17 protein-coding genes are annotated in these 19122 nt (G+C 33.6%); 16 read left to right on the forward strand and 1 reads right to left on the reverse strand.

Going from position 1 to position 19122, the window contains the following annotated elements; all coding sequences use genetic code 11:
- Nucleotides 1-49: 49 nt before the first annotated feature.
- The 6 genes from ruvA to ATO12_RS07245 all read left to right on the forward strand — a co-directional run bounded on the left by ruvA (nucleotide 50) and on the right by ATO12_RS07245 (nucleotide 10415).
- On the forward strand, nucleotides 50-631 hold the full coding sequence (gene ruvA, locus ATO12_RS07220; RefSeq protein ID WP_034240763.1) for a Holliday junction branch migration protein RuvA: 582 nt from the start codon (nucleotides 50-52) through the stop codon (nucleotides 629-631).
- Nucleotides 632-635: 4 nt separating this feature from the next.
- A complete protein-coding gene (gene sov, locus ATO12_RS07225; protein WP_449371649.1) occupies nucleotides 636-7787 on the forward strand; it encodes a T9SS outer membrane translocon Sov/SprA in 7152 nt (2383 codons plus the stop codon).
- A gap of 134 nt (nucleotides 7788-7921) precedes the next feature.
- Complete coding sequence (gene gcvH / locus ATO12_RS07230) at nucleotides 7922-8305, forward strand: glycine cleavage system protein GcvH (RefSeq protein WP_034240769.1); 384 nt, start codon at nucleotides 7922-7924, stop codon at nucleotides 8303-8305.
- Nucleotides 8277-8699, forward strand: coding sequence for a VanZ family protein (locus ATO12_RS07235; protein ID WP_051575668.1), 423 nt, complete (start codon nucleotides 8277-8279; stop codon nucleotides 8697-8699). Before gcvH ends, ATO12_RS07235 begins: the two co-directional genes overlap by 29 nt.
- Before the next feature lie 134 nt (nucleotides 8700-8833).
- Nucleotides 8834-9559 carry an energy transducer TonB gene (locus tag ATO12_RS07240; protein WP_034240772.1) on the forward strand — a complete coding sequence of 242 codons (726 nt, stop codon included), beginning with the start codon at nucleotides 8834-8836 and terminating at the stop codon, nucleotides 9557-9559.
- A gap of 112 nt (nucleotides 9560-9671) precedes the next feature.
- On the forward strand, nucleotides 9672-10415 hold the full coding sequence (locus ATO12_RS07245; protein ID WP_034240775.1) for an energy transducer TonB: 744 nt from the start codon (nucleotides 9672-9674) through the stop codon (nucleotides 10413-10415).
- A 49-nt stretch (nucleotides 10416-10464) separates the two neighbouring features.
- On the opposite strand, the gene ATO12_RS07250 is transcribed toward ATO12_RS07245, so the two are convergent.
- Entirely contained in the window at nucleotides 10465-11334 is an 870-nt protein-coding gene (locus tag ATO12_RS07250) for an MBL fold metallo-hydrolase (protein WP_034240778.1), read from the reverse strand.
- A 249-nt stretch (nucleotides 11335-11583) separates the two neighbouring features.
- Between ATO12_RS07250 and cyoE the strand changes: the two genes are divergently transcribed.
- From cyoE to ATO12_RS07300, 10 genes are all read left to right on the forward strand, one after another.
- On the forward strand, nucleotides 11584-12486 hold the full coding sequence (gene cyoE / locus ATO12_RS07255; RefSeq protein WP_034241327.1) for a heme o synthase: 903 nt from the start codon (nucleotides 11584-11586) through the stop codon (nucleotides 12484-12486).
- Nucleotides 12477-13058, forward strand: a complete 582-nt coding sequence (locus ATO12_RS07260) for a cytochrome c oxidase subunit 3 (RefSeq protein ID WP_034240780.1) — start codon at nucleotides 12477-12479, stop codon at nucleotides 13056-13058. The genes cyoE and ATO12_RS07260 overlap by 10 nt, the downstream gene beginning before the upstream one ends.
- Nucleotides 13059-13197: 139 nt before the next feature.
- Entirely contained in the window at nucleotides 13198-14181 is a 984-nt protein-coding gene (locus ATO12_RS07265; RefSeq protein WP_034240782.1) for a cytochrome c oxidase subunit 3, read from the forward strand.
- 23 nt (nucleotides 14182-14204) lie between these two features.
- On the forward strand, nucleotides 14205-14564 hold the full coding sequence (locus ATO12_RS07270; RefSeq protein ID WP_034240785.1) for a cytochrome C oxidase subunit IV family protein: 360 nt from the start codon (nucleotides 14205-14207) through the stop codon (nucleotides 14562-14564).
- Nucleotides 14565-14784: 220 nt separating this feature from the next.
- A complete protein-coding gene (locus tag ATO12_RS07275; protein WP_034240791.1) occupies nucleotides 14785-15438 on the forward strand; it encodes a hypothetical protein in 654 nt (217 codons plus the stop codon).
- 11 nt (nucleotides 15439-15449) lie between these two features.
- Nucleotides 15450-16184 (forward strand): SCO family protein, encoded by a 735-nt coding sequence (locus ATO12_RS07280; RefSeq protein WP_034240794.1) that lies wholly within the window; start codon nucleotides 15450-15452, stop codon nucleotides 16182-16184.
- Nucleotides 16177-16725 carry a DUF420 domain-containing protein gene (locus ATO12_RS07285; protein ID WP_034240797.1) on the forward strand — a complete coding sequence of 183 codons (549 nt, stop codon included), beginning with the start codon at nucleotides 16177-16179 and terminating at the stop codon, nucleotides 16723-16725. The genes ATO12_RS07280 and ATO12_RS07285 overlap by 8 nt, the downstream gene beginning before the upstream one ends.
- 16 nt (nucleotides 16726-16741) lie before the next feature.
- Nucleotides 16742-16978, forward strand: a complete 237-nt coding sequence (locus tag ATO12_RS07290; protein WP_034241328.1) for a hypothetical protein — start codon at nucleotides 16742-16744, stop codon at nucleotides 16976-16978.
- Between the two features lie 209 nt (nucleotides 16979-17187).
- A complete protein-coding gene (locus ATO12_RS07295; RefSeq protein WP_034240799.1) occupies nucleotides 17188-17889 on the forward strand; it encodes an ABC transporter ATP-binding protein in 702 nt (233 codons plus the stop codon).
- The gene (locus ATO12_RS07300) at nucleotides 17882-19111 is read left to right on the forward strand and encodes an ABC transporter permease (protein ID WP_034240801.1); all 1230 of its coding nucleotides are present in this window, start codon (nucleotides 17882-17884) and stop codon (nucleotides 19109-19111) included. The genes ATO12_RS07295 and ATO12_RS07300 overlap by 8 nt, the downstream gene beginning before the upstream one ends.
- Nucleotides 19112-19122: the final 11 nt, after the last annotated feature.

Below are 19122 nucleotides of genomic sequence, written 5' to 3' on the forward strand. Positions count from 1 at the left end.
GATTTATTTTGCAGTATTAAAATTCAAAAAGAGTACATTAACTTAACAAATGATCACACATATCAAGGGGAGGCTTGTTGAAAAAAATCCTACTGATGTAGTAATAGATTGTGGCGGAGTAGGATATTTATTACATATCTCATTACATACTTTTTCTTTGATTCCCGAGGGAGAAGTGCTACAATTATATACACATCTGCAGGTAAAAGAAGATTCTCATACCTTATTTGGTTTTGTAGAAAAATCAGAAAGAGAAATTTTCAGGCTTTTAATCTCGGTTTCGGGAATAGGAGCAAGTACAGCCAGAACCATGTTGTCGTCCTTACACCCTGATCAAATTAAAGAAGCAATAGCTTCTAATGACGTAGCTACAATTCAATCTATTAAGGGAATCGGAGCCAAAACTGCCCAACGTGTTATTATAGATCTCAAAGATAAAATACTCAAAGTATATAATATCGACGAAGTTTCAGTGTCACAAAGCAATACTAATAAAGAAGAAGCGTTATCTGCTTTAGAAACCCTAGGATTTAATCGAAAAATTGCAGAAAAAGCTATTGATAAAGTTCTAAAACAAAGCCCCAAAGAAACAGTTGAAAATATTATTAAACAGGCACTAAAAAATTTATAAAACATTGAGTTTTTCGAATTACTTACGCGTTGATTTTTTTAGGATATTAGTATGTTTGATAGCACTTTATAGTGGGGTGTTACAGGGTCAGGACAATCAAACTGTTCGGGATTCTACAAGTACTACATTTTCTTTAGGAGCATTATCTTTACCAGATCCAAATAGTATTGTAGCCAAGTATGAATATGATCCGATTACGAATCGATATATCTATCGGGAGAAACTTGGGGATTTTAATGTGAGATATCCTATTTTTTTAACACCATCAGAATACGAAGCATTAGTAGAACAAGAACAACGAAGAGCTTATTTTAAAGAAAAAATTGAAGCTTTTAGTGGTAAAAAAGATGGTAGTGAAGAGAAAAGAAAGAATTTACTTCCTATTTTTTATGTTAATTCTAATTTTTTCGAATCTATTTTTGGAGGAAATGAAATTGAAATTATTCCGCAGGGATCTGTAGAAATAGATTTAGGGCTACTTTATACAAAACAAGATAATCCTGCTTTTTCACCTCGTAACCGAAGTAATTTTACGTTCGACTTTGATCAAAGAATCAGTTTAAGTTTGCTTGGTAAAATAGGAACCAGGTTGCAAGTAACAGCTAATTATGATACAGAATCTACTTTCGATTTTCAGAATCAACTTAAATTAGAATATACGCCTACTGAAGATGATATTATCCAAAGTATTGAGGTAGGTAATGTAAGTATGCCGCTTAACAGTACATTAATCCAGGGGGCACAAAGTCTTTTTGGAGTTAAAATGGGACTGCAATTTGGGCGAACCACTATTACAGGAGTATATTCTGAACAACGCTCTGAAACAAGGTCTGTAAATGTTGAAGGAGGAGGGACTGTAGAAGATTTTGAGCTTTTTGCATTAGATTATGACGAAAATCGACATTTCTTTTTATCACATTATTTTAGAGATACATACAATACTTCTTTGGCAAGTTATCCTTTTATTAATAATAATATACAGATAACCAGGATCGAAGTATGGGTAACCAATAGAGCAACAAGTGCACAAACCTTGACTAATGCACGTAATATTGTAGCACTTCAGGATATAGGAGAAGCACCAGATGCAGGTAATTTTACAATACCTGTTTCTTTGTTTAATACGGGTGCAGGAGCTTTTCCTGATAATAGTAATAACGATCTGGATCCAGCAGCTATCGGCCCTGCGGGACCTGTTACCGAAGCGGTTCGGCAAGTGCCTACTGTACAACAAGGATTTGTTGGTGCAATAGCTAATTTTAATGAAGGATTTGATTACGCAATTTTAGAAAATGCAAGAAAATTAAACCAAAGCGAGTATACGTTAAATACTCAATTAGGATATATCTCTTTAAATCAAAAGTTGAATAATGATGAGGTTTTGGCAGTTGCATATCAATATACCAGGAATGGAGAAGTTTTTCAGGTTGGTGAATTTGCAAATGATGGAGTTGATGCAACCATAGGTGATAATACAGGAGGAGCTGTAGATGCAGGTTCAAGTCAAAGTTTAGTAGTTAAAATGCTTAAAAGCCCGATTGTTAATGTGACATTGCCAATATGGGATCTGATGATGAAGAACATCTATAGCACAGGAGCATTTAGATTAGAACAAAATGATTTTAGATTAAATATTTTATATTCAAATCCTTCTCCAGTAAATTATATTACAGCAGCAGAAGGGTCATCGGTTGCGCTGCCAGATGATGTAGAGCAGACCACATTGCTTAAAGTTTTTAATCTGGATCGCCTTAATCCTAATAATGATCCGGTACAAGGAGGAGATGGGTTTTTTGATTATGTGCCGGGGATTACTATTGATTCACAAAATGGGCGCATTATTTTTACTACTATAGAACCCTTTGGAGAACACCTGTTTGATAAACTTGATAACGGACCCGTTGGGGCAGATTATACCAATCCTAATTCATATAATCCCAATCAGGCAAAATATGTTTTTCGTGATTTATATACGCAAACCAAAGTTGTAGCAGAACAGAAATCTGCTGATAAGAATTATTTTCAATTAAAAGGAAAATATAAATCTTCTGGTCAGGATGGAATCCCTTTGGGAGCATTTAATGTTCCTCAAGGTTCTGTAACCGTTACTGCGGGAGGAAGAACTTTGCAAGAAGGGGTAGATTATACGGTGAATTATCAATTGGGAAGAGTAAATATTCTTGATGAAGCATTGCTGTCTTCTAATACGCCTATCCAGGTTTCTACCGAAAATAATGCTGTTTTTGGTCAGCAAACAAAACGTTTTACAGGACTAAATATAGAACATAAATTTAGCGACGACTTTATCATAGGAGGAACCTATTTAAACCTTAATGAAAGACCAATTACTCAAAAATCTAATTATGATTTTGAGCCTATTAATAATACAATACTAGGGTTTAATGTAGCGTATTCTACAGAAGTTCCTTTCTTAACCAGGATGGTGAATAAACTCCCTAATATCGATACAGATGTACCTTCTAATGTTTCGGTTAGAGCAGAAGGGGCTTACCTGATTGCAGGAGCGCCAAGAGGAGCTAATTTTGATGGAAAAGTAACTACATATATAGATGATTTTGAAGGGGCACAAACCAGAATAGATGTAAGTTCGCCATTGTCATGGGAGCTTTCTAGTGTACCTATTGGTTTTGGCGATCCTAGTAACCCTAATAGTGATGTTGTTGTTGATGGGATAGAATCAGGATATCAAAGAGCAAAATTGTCGTGGTATTCTATTGATCCTATCTTTTATAGTAACGGAAGACCAAGTGGAGTGTCTGAACAAGATTTGGCTACTAATGCTACCAGAAGAGTATTTATTAATGAAATTTTCCCACAGACCGATATAGCGCAAGGGCAAACCTTGGCATTGTTTACGCTGGATCTTAATTACAGACCAGGGCAAAGAGGACAATATAATTTTAATCCAGCATATGCACCGGGAAGTTCGTTACCGCAACCCGATGCAAGAAATAATTTTGGAGGAATTACCAGGCAATTAACATCTACTAATTTTGAGCAAGCTAATGTAGAGTTTATTGAATTTTGGCTAATGGATCCTTTTGAATATGATGATGTAAGTAACCCAGGAGGTACCATCGTATTTAATTTAGGTAACATTAGTGAAGATGTGCTTAAAGATGGTAGAAAACAATATGAAAACGGATTACCTAAAGGAGGCGTTGGTAGTACAATAGATACAGAGTATGGGCGAGTTCCTGTAAATCAATCCTTGATCTATGCTTTTGATTCTGATGGTTCGGATAGAGTGGATCAGGATGCTGGATTTGACGGTTTGGGAGATCAGGATGAAAAACTAAAGCCAGAATATGCTGCGTTCCAATCCTTAGATGACCCTTCGGGAGATAATTATACCTATTTCCTTCAGGCAGGTGGAAGCATCTTGGAACGATATGATAAGTATAATGGTACAGAAGGTAACTCACCGACTAATGTGTCTAATGATGATCGAGGAAATACTACGTTCCCTACTGCAGAAGATGTAAATAGGGATAATACCATGAATACTATTAATAGTTATTACGAGTATGAGATTCCGATTTTTAGAGGAATGGGAGTAGGTAATGATAATGGTACAGGTTACATATCTGATGTTAGAGATATTCCTGTTACGGTGCAGGGAGGTCAAATAAATACAAAATGGGTACGTTTTAAGATTCCTATATATAACCCGGATAGAGCTATAAATATTAGTGATTTTAGATCGATTCGATTTATGAGGATGTATCTTACTGGTTTTGCTGAACCTACATTGTTACGATTTGGTAGTCTTGATTTGGTAAGAGGTGATTATAGAAGATATGTTGTAGAAGGTAATACTACAAATGATCCAACAAACGGTCTTAATGTAACAGGTAATAGTGATGTAATTGTGACCTCGGTAAGTGCAGAGGAAACTGCAAATTATGTGACACCACCAGGTGTTGTAAGAGAGCAGTTAAATAACAATAATAATATTATAAGAGATGATGAGCGATCATTGGCACTTACGGTAAATAATCTACAATCTGGTGATGCCCGTGGGGTGTATAAGAATTTCAATGTTGATATGCGTCAGTATGAAAATCTTGAAATGTTTTTGCACGCAGAATCGCTTCCTGAACCTGCAATCCCAATTCAGGATGGAGACCTAAAAGCTTTTATAAGAATGGGTAATGATTTTACCAATAATTTCTATCAGATAGAATTGCCCTTAACCGTTTCTGATCGTAATGATGGTAGTCAGAATGGCGCATGGCCAGAAAATAACCGATTAAGCCTTCCTTTAGAATTTCTTCAGCAAATAAAATCTAATGTATTAGGGAATGAAACTCTTAACGCGAATGATCTTAATTTCTTTACAGGTCCTAATAACCTTAGAGTAGGGATTAAGGGTAATCCTAATTTTGGAGATGTACGAGTGATGATGGTAGGGGTCAAAAATGATAGTGGTAGTGATCAATCAGGAACAGTTTGGTTTAATGAAATGCGCTTAAGCGATCTTAAAAACAGAGGTGGTTGGGCTGCTGTAGGTAGTCTGGATGCGAATATTGCAGATTTTGCAAATGTTAGTGCATCAGGAAGAATTAGTACCATCGGATTTGGAGGGATTGAACAAGGACCTAATGAACGAAGTAGAGAAGATGTTAAGCAATATGATCTAACTACTAATGTTAATTTGGGACAATTGTTGCCTAAAAAATGGGGAATGCAAATACCATTTAATTATAGCCGTGGAGAGGAAATAGTTACTCCTCAGTTTGATAGATTTTATGAGGATTTGGAGCTCAAAGATATTTTGGATAATACACCATCACAACAGAAAAAAGATTCTATTCTAAATGTTAATACTAATTATACCAAAAGGCAAAGTTTTAATGTTATTGGATTACGTAAAGAGAGAACAGGAGATGGTAAACCTATGCCTTATGATGTAGAAAATTTTGCATTCTCGGGAACGTATAACCAAACAGATCATCGGGATTTTGAGATAGAAAAATCATTAGATCAAAATGTAAAACTAGGAGGAACCTATGATTTTAGTTTTCAGCCAAAAGAAGTAGAACCTTTTAAGAAAGTTAAGTTCTTAGGCAAGAGTAAATATTTTGATCTCATCAAAGATTTTAATGTAAACCTGCTTCCTACGAGTATCTCGATAAACTCTAATATCACCAGGCAATATAATGAGCAGGTTTTTAGAGATATTACTTTACCTCAAGGAGCTATTAAGCCAATACTATATCAGCGTAATTTTCTCTTTGATTGGCAATACGGAGTTAACTATAATTTGACTAAGTCTTTAAATTTTAATTTCACTTCTGCTAATAATCGTATTGTTAAAAACTTTATTGATGAAAATAACGAAGTTGATAATACCATAGATGTATGGAGTGGCTTTTTTGATATAGGAGATCCCAATACACATAGCCAACAGCTTCAGGTTAATTATGAAGTTCCTTTTAAGAAAATACCAGTGTTAAAATTTATACGTGCAACATATGCGTATAATGCAGATTTCCAATGGGTAAAAGGAAGTGAGGCTTTAAAGACTTTAGAAGGTATTCCAGATTTAGGAAATACGGTTCAGAATGCTAGTGTACATACGTTAAATGGTTCATTAGATATGAATACATTGTACAAGTATGCAGGATTAACCAAAGTAAAACCTGGGAGAAAAAGTGCAAAAAAGAAGAATAAAGATTCGAAGGATGAAAAAGAAAGAGCTCGAGTGCCTGGGAGCCCACAAAAAAGTAAAGCTAAAAGAGGTAAAAGTAAGTTAAGTGTTGGTGATAAAGCATATAATACGCTTATTGGGTTAGTTACTGCTGTGAAAAAGGTAAATATAAATTATCAACAAGATGATGGTATTTTCCTTCCTGGATATACCAGAGAACCTGGTTTTGTAGGAACACTTAAACCAACAGTTGGATTTACTTTTGGTAGCCAATCTGATATTCGAGATCTCGCTGCACGTAACGGGTGGCTTACATTATATCAAGAATTTAATCAACAATATCAAGAAGTAGAAGGGAAACAGCTTAATATACAGGCTTCCCTAGGATTGTTAAAAGGGCTTAAGATTGATATTAGTGCCAATAGAAACTCTTCTCAAACCTATACCGAAAACTATCGGGTGAATACAAATTCTGATGGTAGTATTTTTACCGATGATCCATATGAGTCACTTACCGGGAATACCTTTGGCAATTTTACAATTTCAACGGTACTGGTTAAGACTGCATTTAAGAAGAGTGATGAGTTTTCATCAGAGGCGTTTGATAAATTTAGAGAAAACAGATTGATTATTGCCAGGCGATTAGCAATAGAGAGAGGAAATAATCCAAATGTAGATAGTGACGGAGATGGTTTCCCCGATGGTTATGGAAGAACGAATCAAGCGGTATTATTACCTGCGTTCTTAGCAGCTTATACCGGTGGAAACCCAGAAAAAGTTAAAAAAGGAGCTTTTAGAGATATTCCATTACCTAACTGGGATATTAAGTATACAGGTTTGATGAATTTAAAATGGTTTAAGAAACGTTTTAAGAGATTTTCTGTAGCACATGGGTATCGAGCTAATTATACTATTAATCAATTTCAAACCAACCTTGAATTTGGTAAGAGTGAATTTGATGAAGCAAATAACTACCGAAATCCAGAGTTGTATTCTAATGTTAATTTAACCGAGCAGTTTAGTCCGCTTGTTAGATTAGATATGGAAATGAAAAACTCGATCAAAATCCTTGCAGAATGGAAAAAAGATAGAGCATTATCATTAAGTTTTGATAATAATCTACTTACCGAAATTCAAGGAAATGAGTATATCATTGGATTAGGGTATAGATTAAAAGACCTTACGTTTGTAACTAAAATATCTGGAAGAAAAAAAGTGATAAAAAGTGACCTTAATCTAAGAGCTGATTTATCGCTACGTCAAAATGAAACGCTGATTAGATATCTTGATCTGGATAACACTCAAGTAACCGCGGGACAAGATATTTATGGAATAAAGTTCACCACAGATTATTCATTAAGTAAGAACTTAACAGCGTTATTATTTTATGATCATACCTTTTCTAAGTATTCTATTTCTACTGCATTTCCTCAGACTACAATTAGGGGTGGGTTTACATTAAGATATAATTTTGGGAATTAAGATTTTGCAATTACCTATTGTTTAAGGCAGTGTAATGTTGTTTTTTCATAATTTTTTATCCGGTTTTCTCAAAATTTAATAAAATAGATTTATTTTCGTCATCATAATATTAACAACATATAAATTTTTTTGAAATGAATACTCCTGGAGATTTAAAATATACCAAAGATCACGAATGGATCAAAATTGAAGGCGATATTGCAACTATTGGGATTACTGATTTTGCACAAAGTGAATTAGGTGATATTGTTTATGTAGAAGTAGAAACGGTTGGTGATGAATTAGAAGAACAAGAAGTTTTTGGTACGGTAGAAGCAGTAAAAACAGTATCGGATCTATTTTTACCATTAGCAGGTGAAATTATCGAATTTAATGAAGCTTTAGAGGATGAGCCAGAATTAGTAAATAGCGATCCTTATGGTGCTGGTTGGATGGTAAAAGTTAAAATATCTGATGTTTCGCAAGTTGACGATCTATTACTATCTGCAGATGAATATAAAGAGGTTGTTGGGGCATAACATCCTTCTTACTCTGGTTGTAGTATTAACCGCTATGGTGACGTGGGCGTCACTGGCAAAATTTATAAACCCGGTTACATTTACGATAGAAGGAAGTGATAAAATAGGTCATTTTATTGCGTACTTTACTTTGACTATAGCATGGACTTTGTTTTTCTTTTTTTCAGAAAAAATGAATAAAAGCTTAAAACAGAGTTTAATTATTACTTCGATGATATGCATCCTTTATGGTGTCTTGATGGAAGTATTACAAGCAGTTTTAACAACATATCGTAGTTCTGATTGGTATGATGTAGTTGCAAATACGAGTGGTACAATTTTTGCAGTACTTGTTTTTGTAGTGTTTAAAAGTAGAATAGTAAGATTTAAACAAAATAAGCAGGAAGTCAGGTAGATACAGTCTTGTTTTTACTGAAAAGTAGATAACATAAAAGTTAAAAAACTTGTTTTTTGTTTTACATTTTAATCTTTAGTTGGAAATTACAAAAGAAATTAGCTATTTTAGCAATCCTATAACGATTATATAATATGGAACCAAAGAAAAATCCAAAAGCAGATTTAACTAAGAAAAGCATCTTATTCCTTCAATTAGGACTTATTTTAGTTCTTTTTATAACATGGCAAGGAATAGAATGGAAAACCTATGATAGAACTAATATAGATATAGGTCAGGTTAATCTTGATGAATTGGAAGAAGAAGATGTGCCAATTACACAGAACTTGAATACGCCTCCACCTCCACCTCCACCACCACCTGCACCAGAAATTATTGATGTAGTAGAGGATGAAGAAGAAGTAGAGGAAACTATTATCGAATCTACTGAGACAAATCAGGAAGAAGAGATTGTAGAGGTTGAAGAAATCGAAGATACAGATGAAGAAGAAGTAATTGCTGATGTACCATTTGCAGTTATCGAGAATGTGCCAATCTTCCCTGGTTGCGAGAATGCAGGAAACAATGCAGCTAAGAAGAAATGTATGAGTGATAAGGTTAAGAAGTTTGTTAACCGTAAATTTAATACAGAAATAGGAAGTGAATTAGGTCTTACAGGTGTTAATAGAATCTATGTAAGGTTTAAGATTGATAGAAGTGGTAATATTGTTGGTGTTCAGGCAAGAGCTCCGCACCCAAGATTACAAAAAGAAGCACAAAGAGTAGTTAAGCTATTACCTAAAATGACTCCAGGAAAACAAAGAGGAAAAGCAGTAGGTGTACTGTATTCTTTACCAATAGTTTTCCAGGTACAAGACTAAAAAGGAAATACCTTTGTAAAATATTCGAATCCCGTTTACATTACGTAGACGGGATTCTTTTTTTTGGTATGCTTGTTGATTTAGATTAATTGTAACGTTAAAACTAAATATTATGAGTAACAAGCACGATGCTAATGTACGAAAAAGTACATTGGTGAATTTTCAGATTGGACTTATAGCAAGTCTTTTATTTACCTATGTAATGTTTGAGGTATATACTGCTACACCAATAGTTAATGATAGTAATATTGATCTTACAATTGAAGAGCCTGATGTAGAATGGGATGGAGTTTACAAAATTTATGAAGAACCCAAACCAAAAGAAGTTGCCAGAAAGTATACAAAACCTGTAGTGATCCCAGAGCAATTTAAAGTTATTGATGATGATACAAAAATAACTGATCTAGACAAGGTGTTTAAAAATGAACCTATCGAATCTACACCAATTGATCCTAGTTCTATTATTGATGCGGATCCTGTTGATGAAGATCCACCTTTTTTTGATTTTGTAAAAGTAGAGTCGGTTCCTGTTTTTCCTGGTTGTGAAACATTAGGAACTAATAAAGAAAAGGCAGCTTGTTTTTCTGAAAAAATCAGAAAAATCGTTTCCAGAAAATTTAATACAGGATTAGGAGAAAAGTATGGTTTAACAGGAGTACAAAGAATCTATACTCAGTTTGATGTTGATGCCGATGGAATGATTAAAAATATCCAGGTTAGAGCAGCGCATCCAAAATTAAAAAAAGAAGCACAAAGAGTGATTAACTTGTTCCCGCAGATGACTCCCGGTAAACAACGAGGTAGAGCTGTAACTGTAAAGTATCAGTTGCCAATTGTGTTTAAAATACAGAATTAAAAATAAAAGCCTGCTGGTATTATCAGCAGGCTTTTTTAATCGATTCTTTTTATTTTGTGAGACTGGTGTAAATTGTTTTTCGCATACGTTCTGAATTAATAAATCCATCTCCATATCCTTTTGCATCATAGGTTGCCGTAAGCGAAGTGTTTTTTGTGATATCTTCTTCAGATTTTCCGGCTTCAATTTCTTTTTGAATACCATTTGTGATTTCTTTTAGCATTTTCAAAAACATTGCCAGATCTTTTGTTGTTGCCAGTTTTCCGTGTCCGGGAATGATTTTAGTATCATCATTTGCGATAAGTAATGCTTTTTCTGATGCTTTTATATATCCTTTAATACTTCCACCAGATTTTAAATCTATATAAGGATACCGTCCATTAAAAAAAGTATCTCCCATGTGTAATACATTTCCATTTACAAAGTAGATAAGAGCATCTCCGTCGGTATGAGCATTATGTACATGAAATGCCTTCACGTTTTCATCTTTAAAATACAATTGTAAGCCTTCGTTAAATGTGATTACGGGTAAGGACGAAGGGATAATGTGCCCTTTTTTCTGTTGTCCTTTCTCCATTCGGGATCTTACATTTTTTTGAGCAAAGATGGTAGCACCTTGACTCGCCATATTTTCATTTCCGCCAGTATGATCCCCATGATAATGTGTATTGATCACCATGGTAACGGGTTTATTACTTATTGTTTTTAGATTGGTAAGAATTTTATCAGATAATCTTGCAAATTGGTCATCTATGATAAACAATCCTTTTTCGTTTTTGAAAACACCAATGTTTCCTCCTTGACCAGTTAGCATATAAATATGATCAGACAAAGAGTCTATAGTGATTTTAACTTCTTTATCTTGTGCATTAGCCACAAAAAAAAGTGTAGACACTGCAAGAATCAGTAATTTTTTCATTAGAGATGATTTTATGTAGTTTTTGTAGTGGTTTGTCGTGAATAAAGTACAAAAATTACTCCTGGCTATTGGGGTGATTATCAAAATGTTCGGTGAGAAGAAATTTTGACCAGCTCCTGTAGCTATTTATTTATTGTGACAGGAAGTTTGTTAAAAGGTGAATTATAAGTAGTTATAAGTTGTCTAAAATGCTTTTAAGATATATCTTTGCACCACTTTAAAAAAAGCTATTTAGAAAACGTGCAAGATTTGAGCGTGACCCAAACGGATACTATAAAAATCTCTGTTGTTCAGGATTTTAAAGAAATTACAAAAATGCGTCTGGCATTAAGTGTGGTTTTTTCGTCTGTGGCAGGATATTTATTAGGTGTAGAAACAGTTTCATGGAGTACCTTGGTTCTTCTAGCTATAGGAGGATATTTTATGGTAGGAGCCTCAAATGCGTATAATCAGATTATAGAAAGAGATTTAGATAAGTTGATGGATCGTACTAAGAATAGACCGATTCCGTCAGGAAGAATGTCTGTTAATACAGCTTTTGCGATTGCTACACTTTTTACAATTGCAGGAATATCTGTATTGTATACGATTAATCCTCAGACAGCAATGTTTGGTGCGATATCTATATTTATATATGTAAGCTTATATACACCTTTAAAAACAAAGACACCATTATCTGTTTTTGTAGGTGCTATTCCAGGTGCTATTCCTTTTATGTTAGGTTGGGTAGCGGCGACGAATAATTTTGGGATAGAGCCAGGAACATTATTTATGGTGCAATTCTTTTGGCAATTTCCTCATTTTTGGGCAATCGGATGGTTTTTGTTTGATGACTATAAAAAAGGAGGATTCTTTATGCTTCCTACTGGTAAAAGAGATCAAGGTACAGCAGTGCAAGTTATTATTTATACCGTATGGACCGTGGTAACCTCTTTAATACCTGTTTTTGGAGTTACTGGTAAACTTTATCTTACACCGGTATCAGGAGTAATTATTCTACTTTTAGGAATAATTTTGATTAGATCTGCAATCCGATTATATAAGGTTAGAGATGCTAAGACAGCAAAACAATTAATGCTAATGAGTGTTTTGTATATTACATTGTTACAAGTCATTTATGTAGTAGATAAATTTGTTAGAATATGGATTTAACACAAGGAACAACACAAGAAAAGGTTAATAGGTCCAAAAAAACCATGATGTGGTTTGCTATGATTAGTATGGCTATGGTATTTGCAGGGCTTACCAGTGCTTATGTTGTGAGTAAAAGCAGGAAAGACTGGGGGATAGATCTTGTTTTTCCAAATGCATTTATATATAGTATATTAATAATAGTAGCAAGTAGTGTTACATTCTACTTTGTGAAAAAAGCGATAGAGAAGGATAATAGAGGCCTGGCTACATTATTACTACTCTCTACACTTGCATTAGGAATTATATTTATATTCTTGCAGTTTGAAGGGTTTAGCGATATTATTAGGCAAGGATATCATTTTACAGGTCCGACATCTAATATCGTTACTACATTTATGTTTATAATTGTAGTAACACACCTGGCACATATTATCGGAGGGATTTTAGTGCTTTTAGTTGTAATTTATAATCATTTTAAACAAAAATATAAAACAGGTCAAACTCTTGGATTAGAACTAGGTGCAATGTATTGGCATTTTGTTGATTTTCTGTGGGTTTATCTCTTTTTATTTTTGTATTTCGTGAAATGATCTTATATCATTGATTTGATACTGTATAGGAGATTGTTTTAAAGAAAAGCATCTGCGAGAATTAAAAAATAAATTTGAGGAGGTGAAATGATAAAATTGATTATTTTTGTGGAAAATTTAACAATACCAAATTCTTTATATGGAAACAACTGTTACTAAAACAGGTACTGAAGATAAAATCTGGGGAGGTGGTAATCAACCACTCAAGGTAAGTTATGGTAAGATGATGATGTGGTTTTTTATCCTTTCGGATGCACTTACATTTTCAGGTTTTCTTGCCTCGTATGGTTTTTCGAGATTTAAGTTTATAGATTCATGGCCAATAGCTGATGAAGTGTTTAACCACTTTCCATTCTTGCATGGAGTAGATGCTCCGATGTATTATGTGGCTTTAATGACTTTTATTCTTATTTTTTCTTCTGTAACTATGGTATTAGCCGTAGACGCAGGACATCGTATGCAGCAGAAAAAAGTGATTTTTTATATGTTCTTAACTATAATTGGTGGAGCAATATTTGTTGGATCACAAGCCTGGGAGTGGAAAAACTTTATAAAAGGAGAATACGGTGCAGTAGAAACCAAAGGAGGACAGATTTTACAGTTTGTAGATGGAGAAGGACATAGAGTAGGTTTAAAAGATATTGCAATTGTCGATACACATAAAGATAGAGCTCAGCATGAGCGAAAAAATGGAATTTGGTTCAAAAAAGAAGCAACTCTTCCTACGTATACTATCGAAGAAATAAGAAATGGTTTTGAAAAAAGAAAAGATCTTTTGATAAGAACTCAAACCTTAACAGAAAAAGGGCAAAAAACAATCTTATCAAGAACAGAATCCTTAAAAAGAATGCAAGCAGATGCTATTGGTATCGTAGAAGGAGCAAATCTTACGCATAATGAATATGGTACTCCGTTATTTGCTAACTTCTTCTTCTTTATTACAGGTTTTCACGGTTTTCACGTATTTTCTGGAGTAGTTATTAATATCATCATCTTTATTAATGTAATTCTTGGTACCTATGAAAGAAGAAAGAATTATGAAATGGTAGAGAAGGTTGGTTTATACTGGCACTTTGTAGATTTGGTATGGGTATTTGTATTTACATTCTTTTACCTGGTTTAATAAAAATTTAGTAGTTATACAGCATGGCACACGATACAGCACATCACGAATCAAATACAGGAAGAATCTGGAAAGTATTTATCCTATTATCTGTGGTTACGATAGTAGAAGTAATACTAGGGATTATAAAACCAGCATTTTTAGTAGAAACTACTTTAATTAGTATGAAACTATTAAACTGGATTTTTATCATTCTCACAATTTATAAAGCATATTATATCACCTGGGCATTTATGCATATGGAAGGTGAAACCAAAGGTTTAAGAAGATCAGTGGTTTGGACCGGAGTTTTCTTAATTTGCTATTTGGTATTTATATTGCTTACCGAAGGAGACTATGTATTTGAAGTCTTCAAAAACGGATATGTAAGCTGGGATTTTTAATCCTATAAATATATAAGTTAAAAGCATTGTAAAAAGACGGTTTGTTAAGCCGTCTTTTTTTATTTTTGCACAATTATTCTGAGCATATTTCAGAACTTCATACCTTTCTGTCGTTTGAGTTTCTTAGAAAAGAAAAATGCATTATGGTAAATTCGAACAATGAACGGTATGCGATATCGATTGTATAAATATCTGAGTAGAAAATAAAACTACTTATCAAATGAAAAAATTTCTTGTTTTAGGAGTCTTATTCGTATTACCCTTAGTAGCTTATTTATTTTTTGCTTCCGGAGTACATAATTTTGCCAAACTTCCTGTACTAAATGAATCTATAGGAAATCTTAAAAGCTTTGAACCATTAACTGAAAAAGAAGTTAGTTTTCCTAATAAGATTACCGTGCTTGGTTTCTTAGGAAAAGATATTCATAACAAACAAGGAAATGCCTTCAATCTAAATCAAAAGATTTATAAAAAAAATTATGGATTTCGAGATTTTCAATTTGTAATGGTTTTACCTTATGGTAGCGAGAATGCTGCAAAAGAACTGTTAGACGAATTAGACAATATTACCGATGTTTCTGAGTGGAATTTTGTTTTTGGGACACCAGAAAGTATAAAAACCCTGTTTAAGAGTTTAAAGACGCCACATCAATTAGATGATAATTTAGCGACACAGTATGTGTATATAGTCGACAAAAACGGAGGGCTAAGAGGTAGAGATGGTAGTGTGAAAGAAGACGAATCAATGGTGTATGGCTATGATGCAAGTTCTGTTGCTGATTTGTCAAATGTTATGAGTGATGATGTAAAAGTGATTCTTGCAGAATATCGCCTGGCTTTAAAAAAATATAAAGCAGATCGCAAAGAGAAATAAAGAGTAAGCACATGAAAAAAAATTCATATATCGGGATATCATTTATCATATTAATCTTTGGAATCATTTTTATTCCAAAGATTGTAAATAGAATTAAGAGTACTTCGATTGTTAAAAACGATAGGATGAGCGCCAGTAATCCTGTTGCTAATGAAAAACTTAGTTATATAAAAATTAACGGAGCGCCAAAAAAAGTTCCTGAATTTGCATTCTTAGATCAGGATAGTATCTTAATTACAAATCATGACTATAAAGGTAAAGTATATATAGTAGAGTTTTTCTTTACCAGTTGTCCAACCATTTGTCCTAAGATGAATAAAAACTTAGTATATCTGCAAAATAAGTTACGGGACTATGATAATTTTGGAGTAGCTTCTTTTACCATCAATCCTAAGTTTGATACACCAAAAAGACTTAAGAAATATGCAGAAAATTATAAGGTTACAGATCCAGACTGGCATTTTTTAACTGGCGATAGAGAAGATATCTATGAGCTAGCCAATGCGGGGTTTAATATCTATGCTGCAGAGAATCCCGATGTACCAGGTGGGTTCGAACATAACGGCTACTTTGCTTTAATTGATCAGGAAGGGTATATAAGATCAAGATATGATGCATCGGGTAACCCAATTATTTACTATAGAGGAACAATTGGAGTAAAGGAAAAAGTAGATGAAAACGGAGAAGAAGAGCAAATAACGATTTTATTAGAAGACATAAAGAAACTATTAAATAAAAATGAGTAACAATAGTCAATCAGATGTAGAAAAAAAATACAATAAATGGATTGTAATTTTATCGATTTTTATTCCTCTTGCTGTAGCGGCATTATTTGGAGTTAATCTAAGAAGGCTAGGAGTTGATGTACAACCTCTTACTTTTTTGCCACCCATATATGCGACAATTAATGGCTTAACTGCAGTGATTTTGATAGCCGCTTTATGGGCAATAAAAAATAAGAATATTGCATTGCATGAGAAACTCATGAAAACAGCTATTTTATGTTCGGTATTATTTTTACTTATGTATATCGCATATCATATGACTAGTGATTCTACTCGATTCGGAGGAGAAGGGATGATACGGTACGTATATTATTTTATTTTGATTACGCATATAATTCTCTCTGTTGTAGTTATTCCTTTTGTATTGATTACTTATGTAAGAGCACTGGCAAAACGATTTGATAGGCATAAAAAAATTGCGAGAATTACATTTCCGATTTGGTTGTATGTGGCTGTTACAGGAGTGATTGTATATTTTATGATATCACCATATTATGTTTAGTTTGAATACATTGTGTATGCGAATAAAAACCTTTTACATATTAATTCTTTTTTTGGTATTTACTATCCCGGTAGAAGCTCAATGTGCAATGTGTAGAGCAGTTTTAGAGAGCGAAGAAGGGCAAGAAGCGGCAAAGGGAATCAATAATGGAATTGTATATCTTATGATTATACCGTATGTTTTAATAGGGGTTGTGGGGTATATTATTTATAGAAATAAAAGAAAATCGGCAACTACAAAAAGCCTTAATTAAAGAGTTCTTAATTTTTTAACATTTTCATAACAAGAAAAGATGTAACAAAAATACCATGTAGTTAGTCTTATGTAACAAGACGACGCTAACCAATCAATAAGTCTTCAGGGGAAAACTGTAAGATTGATCTAAATACTGTACCGTATTTTTAGGCTAGTGGGTCTCAGTTTTATCAAGGTATTTTGCCTTACATATCTTAATCCAGTATTATGATTGAAATAAAAGACTTACATAAATCTTACCAAATGGGAAGCAATTCGCTTCATGTACTTAAAGGAATAGATTTTAATGTAAAAGAAGGCGAGTTGGTCGCTATAATGGGATCTTCGGGGTCTGGAAAATCTACATTGTTAAACATCTTAGGAATGCTGGATGAAGCAGATAGTGGAAGTTATTTCCTGGATGAAGTTCCTATCAAAGGATTAAATGAAACCAAAGCAGCACAGTATCGTAACAAATTCTTGGGATTTGTTTTTCAATCTTTCAATTTGATTAATTACAAGACGGCTCTAGAAAATGTTGCCCTTCCGTTATATTATCAACGTAAAAAACGAAAAGAAAGAATTGATAAAGCAATGGAATATCTTGGCAAAGTTGGATTGGCAGAATGGGCGACACACTTACCAAGTGAACTTTCTGGAGGACAAAAACAACGTGTAGCAATTGCCAGAGCATTAGCGGCAGATCCTAAAGTATTATTGGCCGATGAACCTACAGGGGCTTTGGATAGTAAGACTTCTTACGAAGTAATGGATATCATCCAGAGTATTAATGATGAAGGTAAAACCATATTAGTAGTAACCCACGAACCAGATATTGCCGATATGTGTAAACGTATAGTACACCTTAAAGATGGTGTTATTGTAGAAGATAAAGAAGTAGAACAAGTTAGAGCATCTCAATATGTTTGATAGAGATAGATGGGGTGAAATATTTGAAGCTATAGGAAAAAATAAGCTACGTACATTTCTTTCGGGATTTACTGTAGCTTTAGGAATCCTGATCTTTACAATTCTATTAGGGTTGGGTAATGGCCTTCTTAATAGCTTTTTAAGCAGTTTTGTAGACGATGCCCAAAATATTATATTCATTCGTGGTGGGAACACATCAAAAGCATACAAAGGCTTTCAGGAAAATAGAAGAATTCAGTTTAAAAATGAAGATTTCGAATTTATAAAAAGCAATTATATAGGTAAAGTTGAGTTCGCTACCCCTAGAATATATAGAAATGGTTCTGCAAAATACAAGAAAGAATCTGGCAGCTATAGTATAAGAGCTGTACATCCCGATCATCAATATCTTGAGAAAACCATAATGATGAATGGGCGATATCTTAATGAATCAGATATTAATGAGCGTACCAAGAATATTGTTATTGGAAGACTAGTAGAAAAAGATCTTTTTAAAAACGAAAAGGCCTTAGGTAAAATGCTAAATGTAGATGGGATCGCTTATAAAATAATAGGAGTTTTTCAGGATAGTGGTGGTGATAACGAAGAGAGAATAATCTATATGCCATATAAAACCGTTCAGTTGCTCTATGGAAATAATGACCATATTGATCAGATAAACTTATCCTATAATATGGCTATGAGTACTGAGCAAGCTATCGCATTTTCTAAAAAAATTGAAGAAGATCTTAAAGAAAAATTTAAAGTAGCACCAGATGATCAAAGTGCAATCAGAGTACGAAGTTTTGCCGAAGATATAAAAGAAACCATGGTTATTCTTGGAGGTATTTATATGATCATATTTGTTGTTGGGATAGGAACCTTAATCTCTGGAGTTATTGGTATTGGTAATATCATGACGTTTAGTGTTAAAGAACGTACCAAAGAATTAGGAATTAGAAAAGCACTGGGAGCATCACCAAGATCAATCATAGCTATGGTGCTTCAAGAATCGGTTTTAATAACATCTGTTGCAGGATATCTTGGTTTAATTTTAGGGATTCTTGCATTAAAACTCATAGGTAATAATCTGGAAGAGTTTTTTATTCTTAATCCTAAGGTTGATACAGGTATTATTATGACTGCCACATTGGTATTGATATTTTTTGGACTTTTGGCAGGATATATTCCGGCAAGAAGAGCAGCAAAAATAAAACCTATAATTGCGTTGAGAGATGAATAACTAAAAATCGA

Origin of the sequence: Aquimarina atlantica (assembly GCF_000626715.1) — a bacterium.
GTDB lineage: Bacteria > Bacteroidota > Bacteroidia > Flavobacteriales > Flavobacteriaceae > Aquimarina > Aquimarina atlantica.

Bases quoted from the DNA above. Each gene is read 5' to 3' on its own strand.
- ATO12_RS07250 (WP_034240778.1), bottom strand. From the start codon at position 11,334: ATGAAAAAATTACTGATTCTTGCAGTGTCTACACTTTTTTTTGTGGCT.
- ATO12_RS07290 (WP_034241328.1), top strand. From the start codon at position 16,742: ATGCGAATAAAAACCTTTTACATATTAATTCTTTTTTTGGTATTTACT.
- gcvH (WP_034240769.1), top strand. From the start codon at position 7,922: ATGAATACTCCTGGAGATTTAAAATATACCAAAGATCACGAATGGATC.
- ATO12_RS07240 (WP_034240772.1), top strand. From the start codon at position 8,834: ATGGAACCAAAGAAAAATCCAAAAGCAGATTTAACTAAGAAAAGCATC.
- ATO12_RS07270 (WP_034240785.1), top strand. From the start codon at position 14,205: ATGGCACACGATACAGCACATCACGAATCAAATACAGGAAGAATCTGG.
- ruvA (WP_034240763.1), top strand. From the start codon at position 50: ATGATCACACATATCAAGGGGAGGCTTGTTGAAAAAAATCCTACTGAT.
- ATO12_RS07275 (WP_034240791.1), top strand. From the start codon at position 14,785: ATGAAAAAATTTCTTGTTTTAGGAGTCTTATTCGTATTACCCTTAGTA.
- ATO12_RS07300 (WP_034240801.1), top strand. From the start codon at position 17,882: ATGTTTGATAGAGATAGATGGGGTGAAATATTTGAAGCTATAGGAAAA.
- ATO12_RS07260 (WP_034240780.1), top strand. From the start codon at position 12,477: ATGGATTTAACACAAGGAACAACACAAGAAAAGGTTAATAGGTCCAAA.
- ATO12_RS07285 (WP_034240797.1), top strand. From the start codon at position 16,177: ATGAGTAACAATAGTCAATCAGATGTAGAAAAAAAATACAATAAATGG.
- ATO12_RS07295 (WP_034240799.1), top strand. From the start codon at position 17,188: ATGATTGAAATAAAAGACTTACATAAATCTTACCAAATGGGAAGCAAT.
- ATO12_RS07265 (WP_034240782.1), top strand. From the start codon at position 13,198: ATGGAAACAACTGTTACTAAAACAGGTACTGAAGATAAAATCTGGGGA.
- ATO12_RS07235 (WP_051575668.1), top strand. From the start codon at position 8,277: ATGAATATAAAGAGGTTGTTGGGGCATAACATCCTTCTTACTCTGGTT.
- ATO12_RS07245 (WP_034240775.1), top strand. From the start codon at position 9,672: ATGAGTAACAAGCACGATGCTAATGTACGAAAAAGTACATTGGTGAAT.
- ATO12_RS07280 (WP_034240794.1), top strand. From the start codon at position 15,450: ATGAAAAAAAATTCATATATCGGGATATCATTTATCATATTAATCTTT.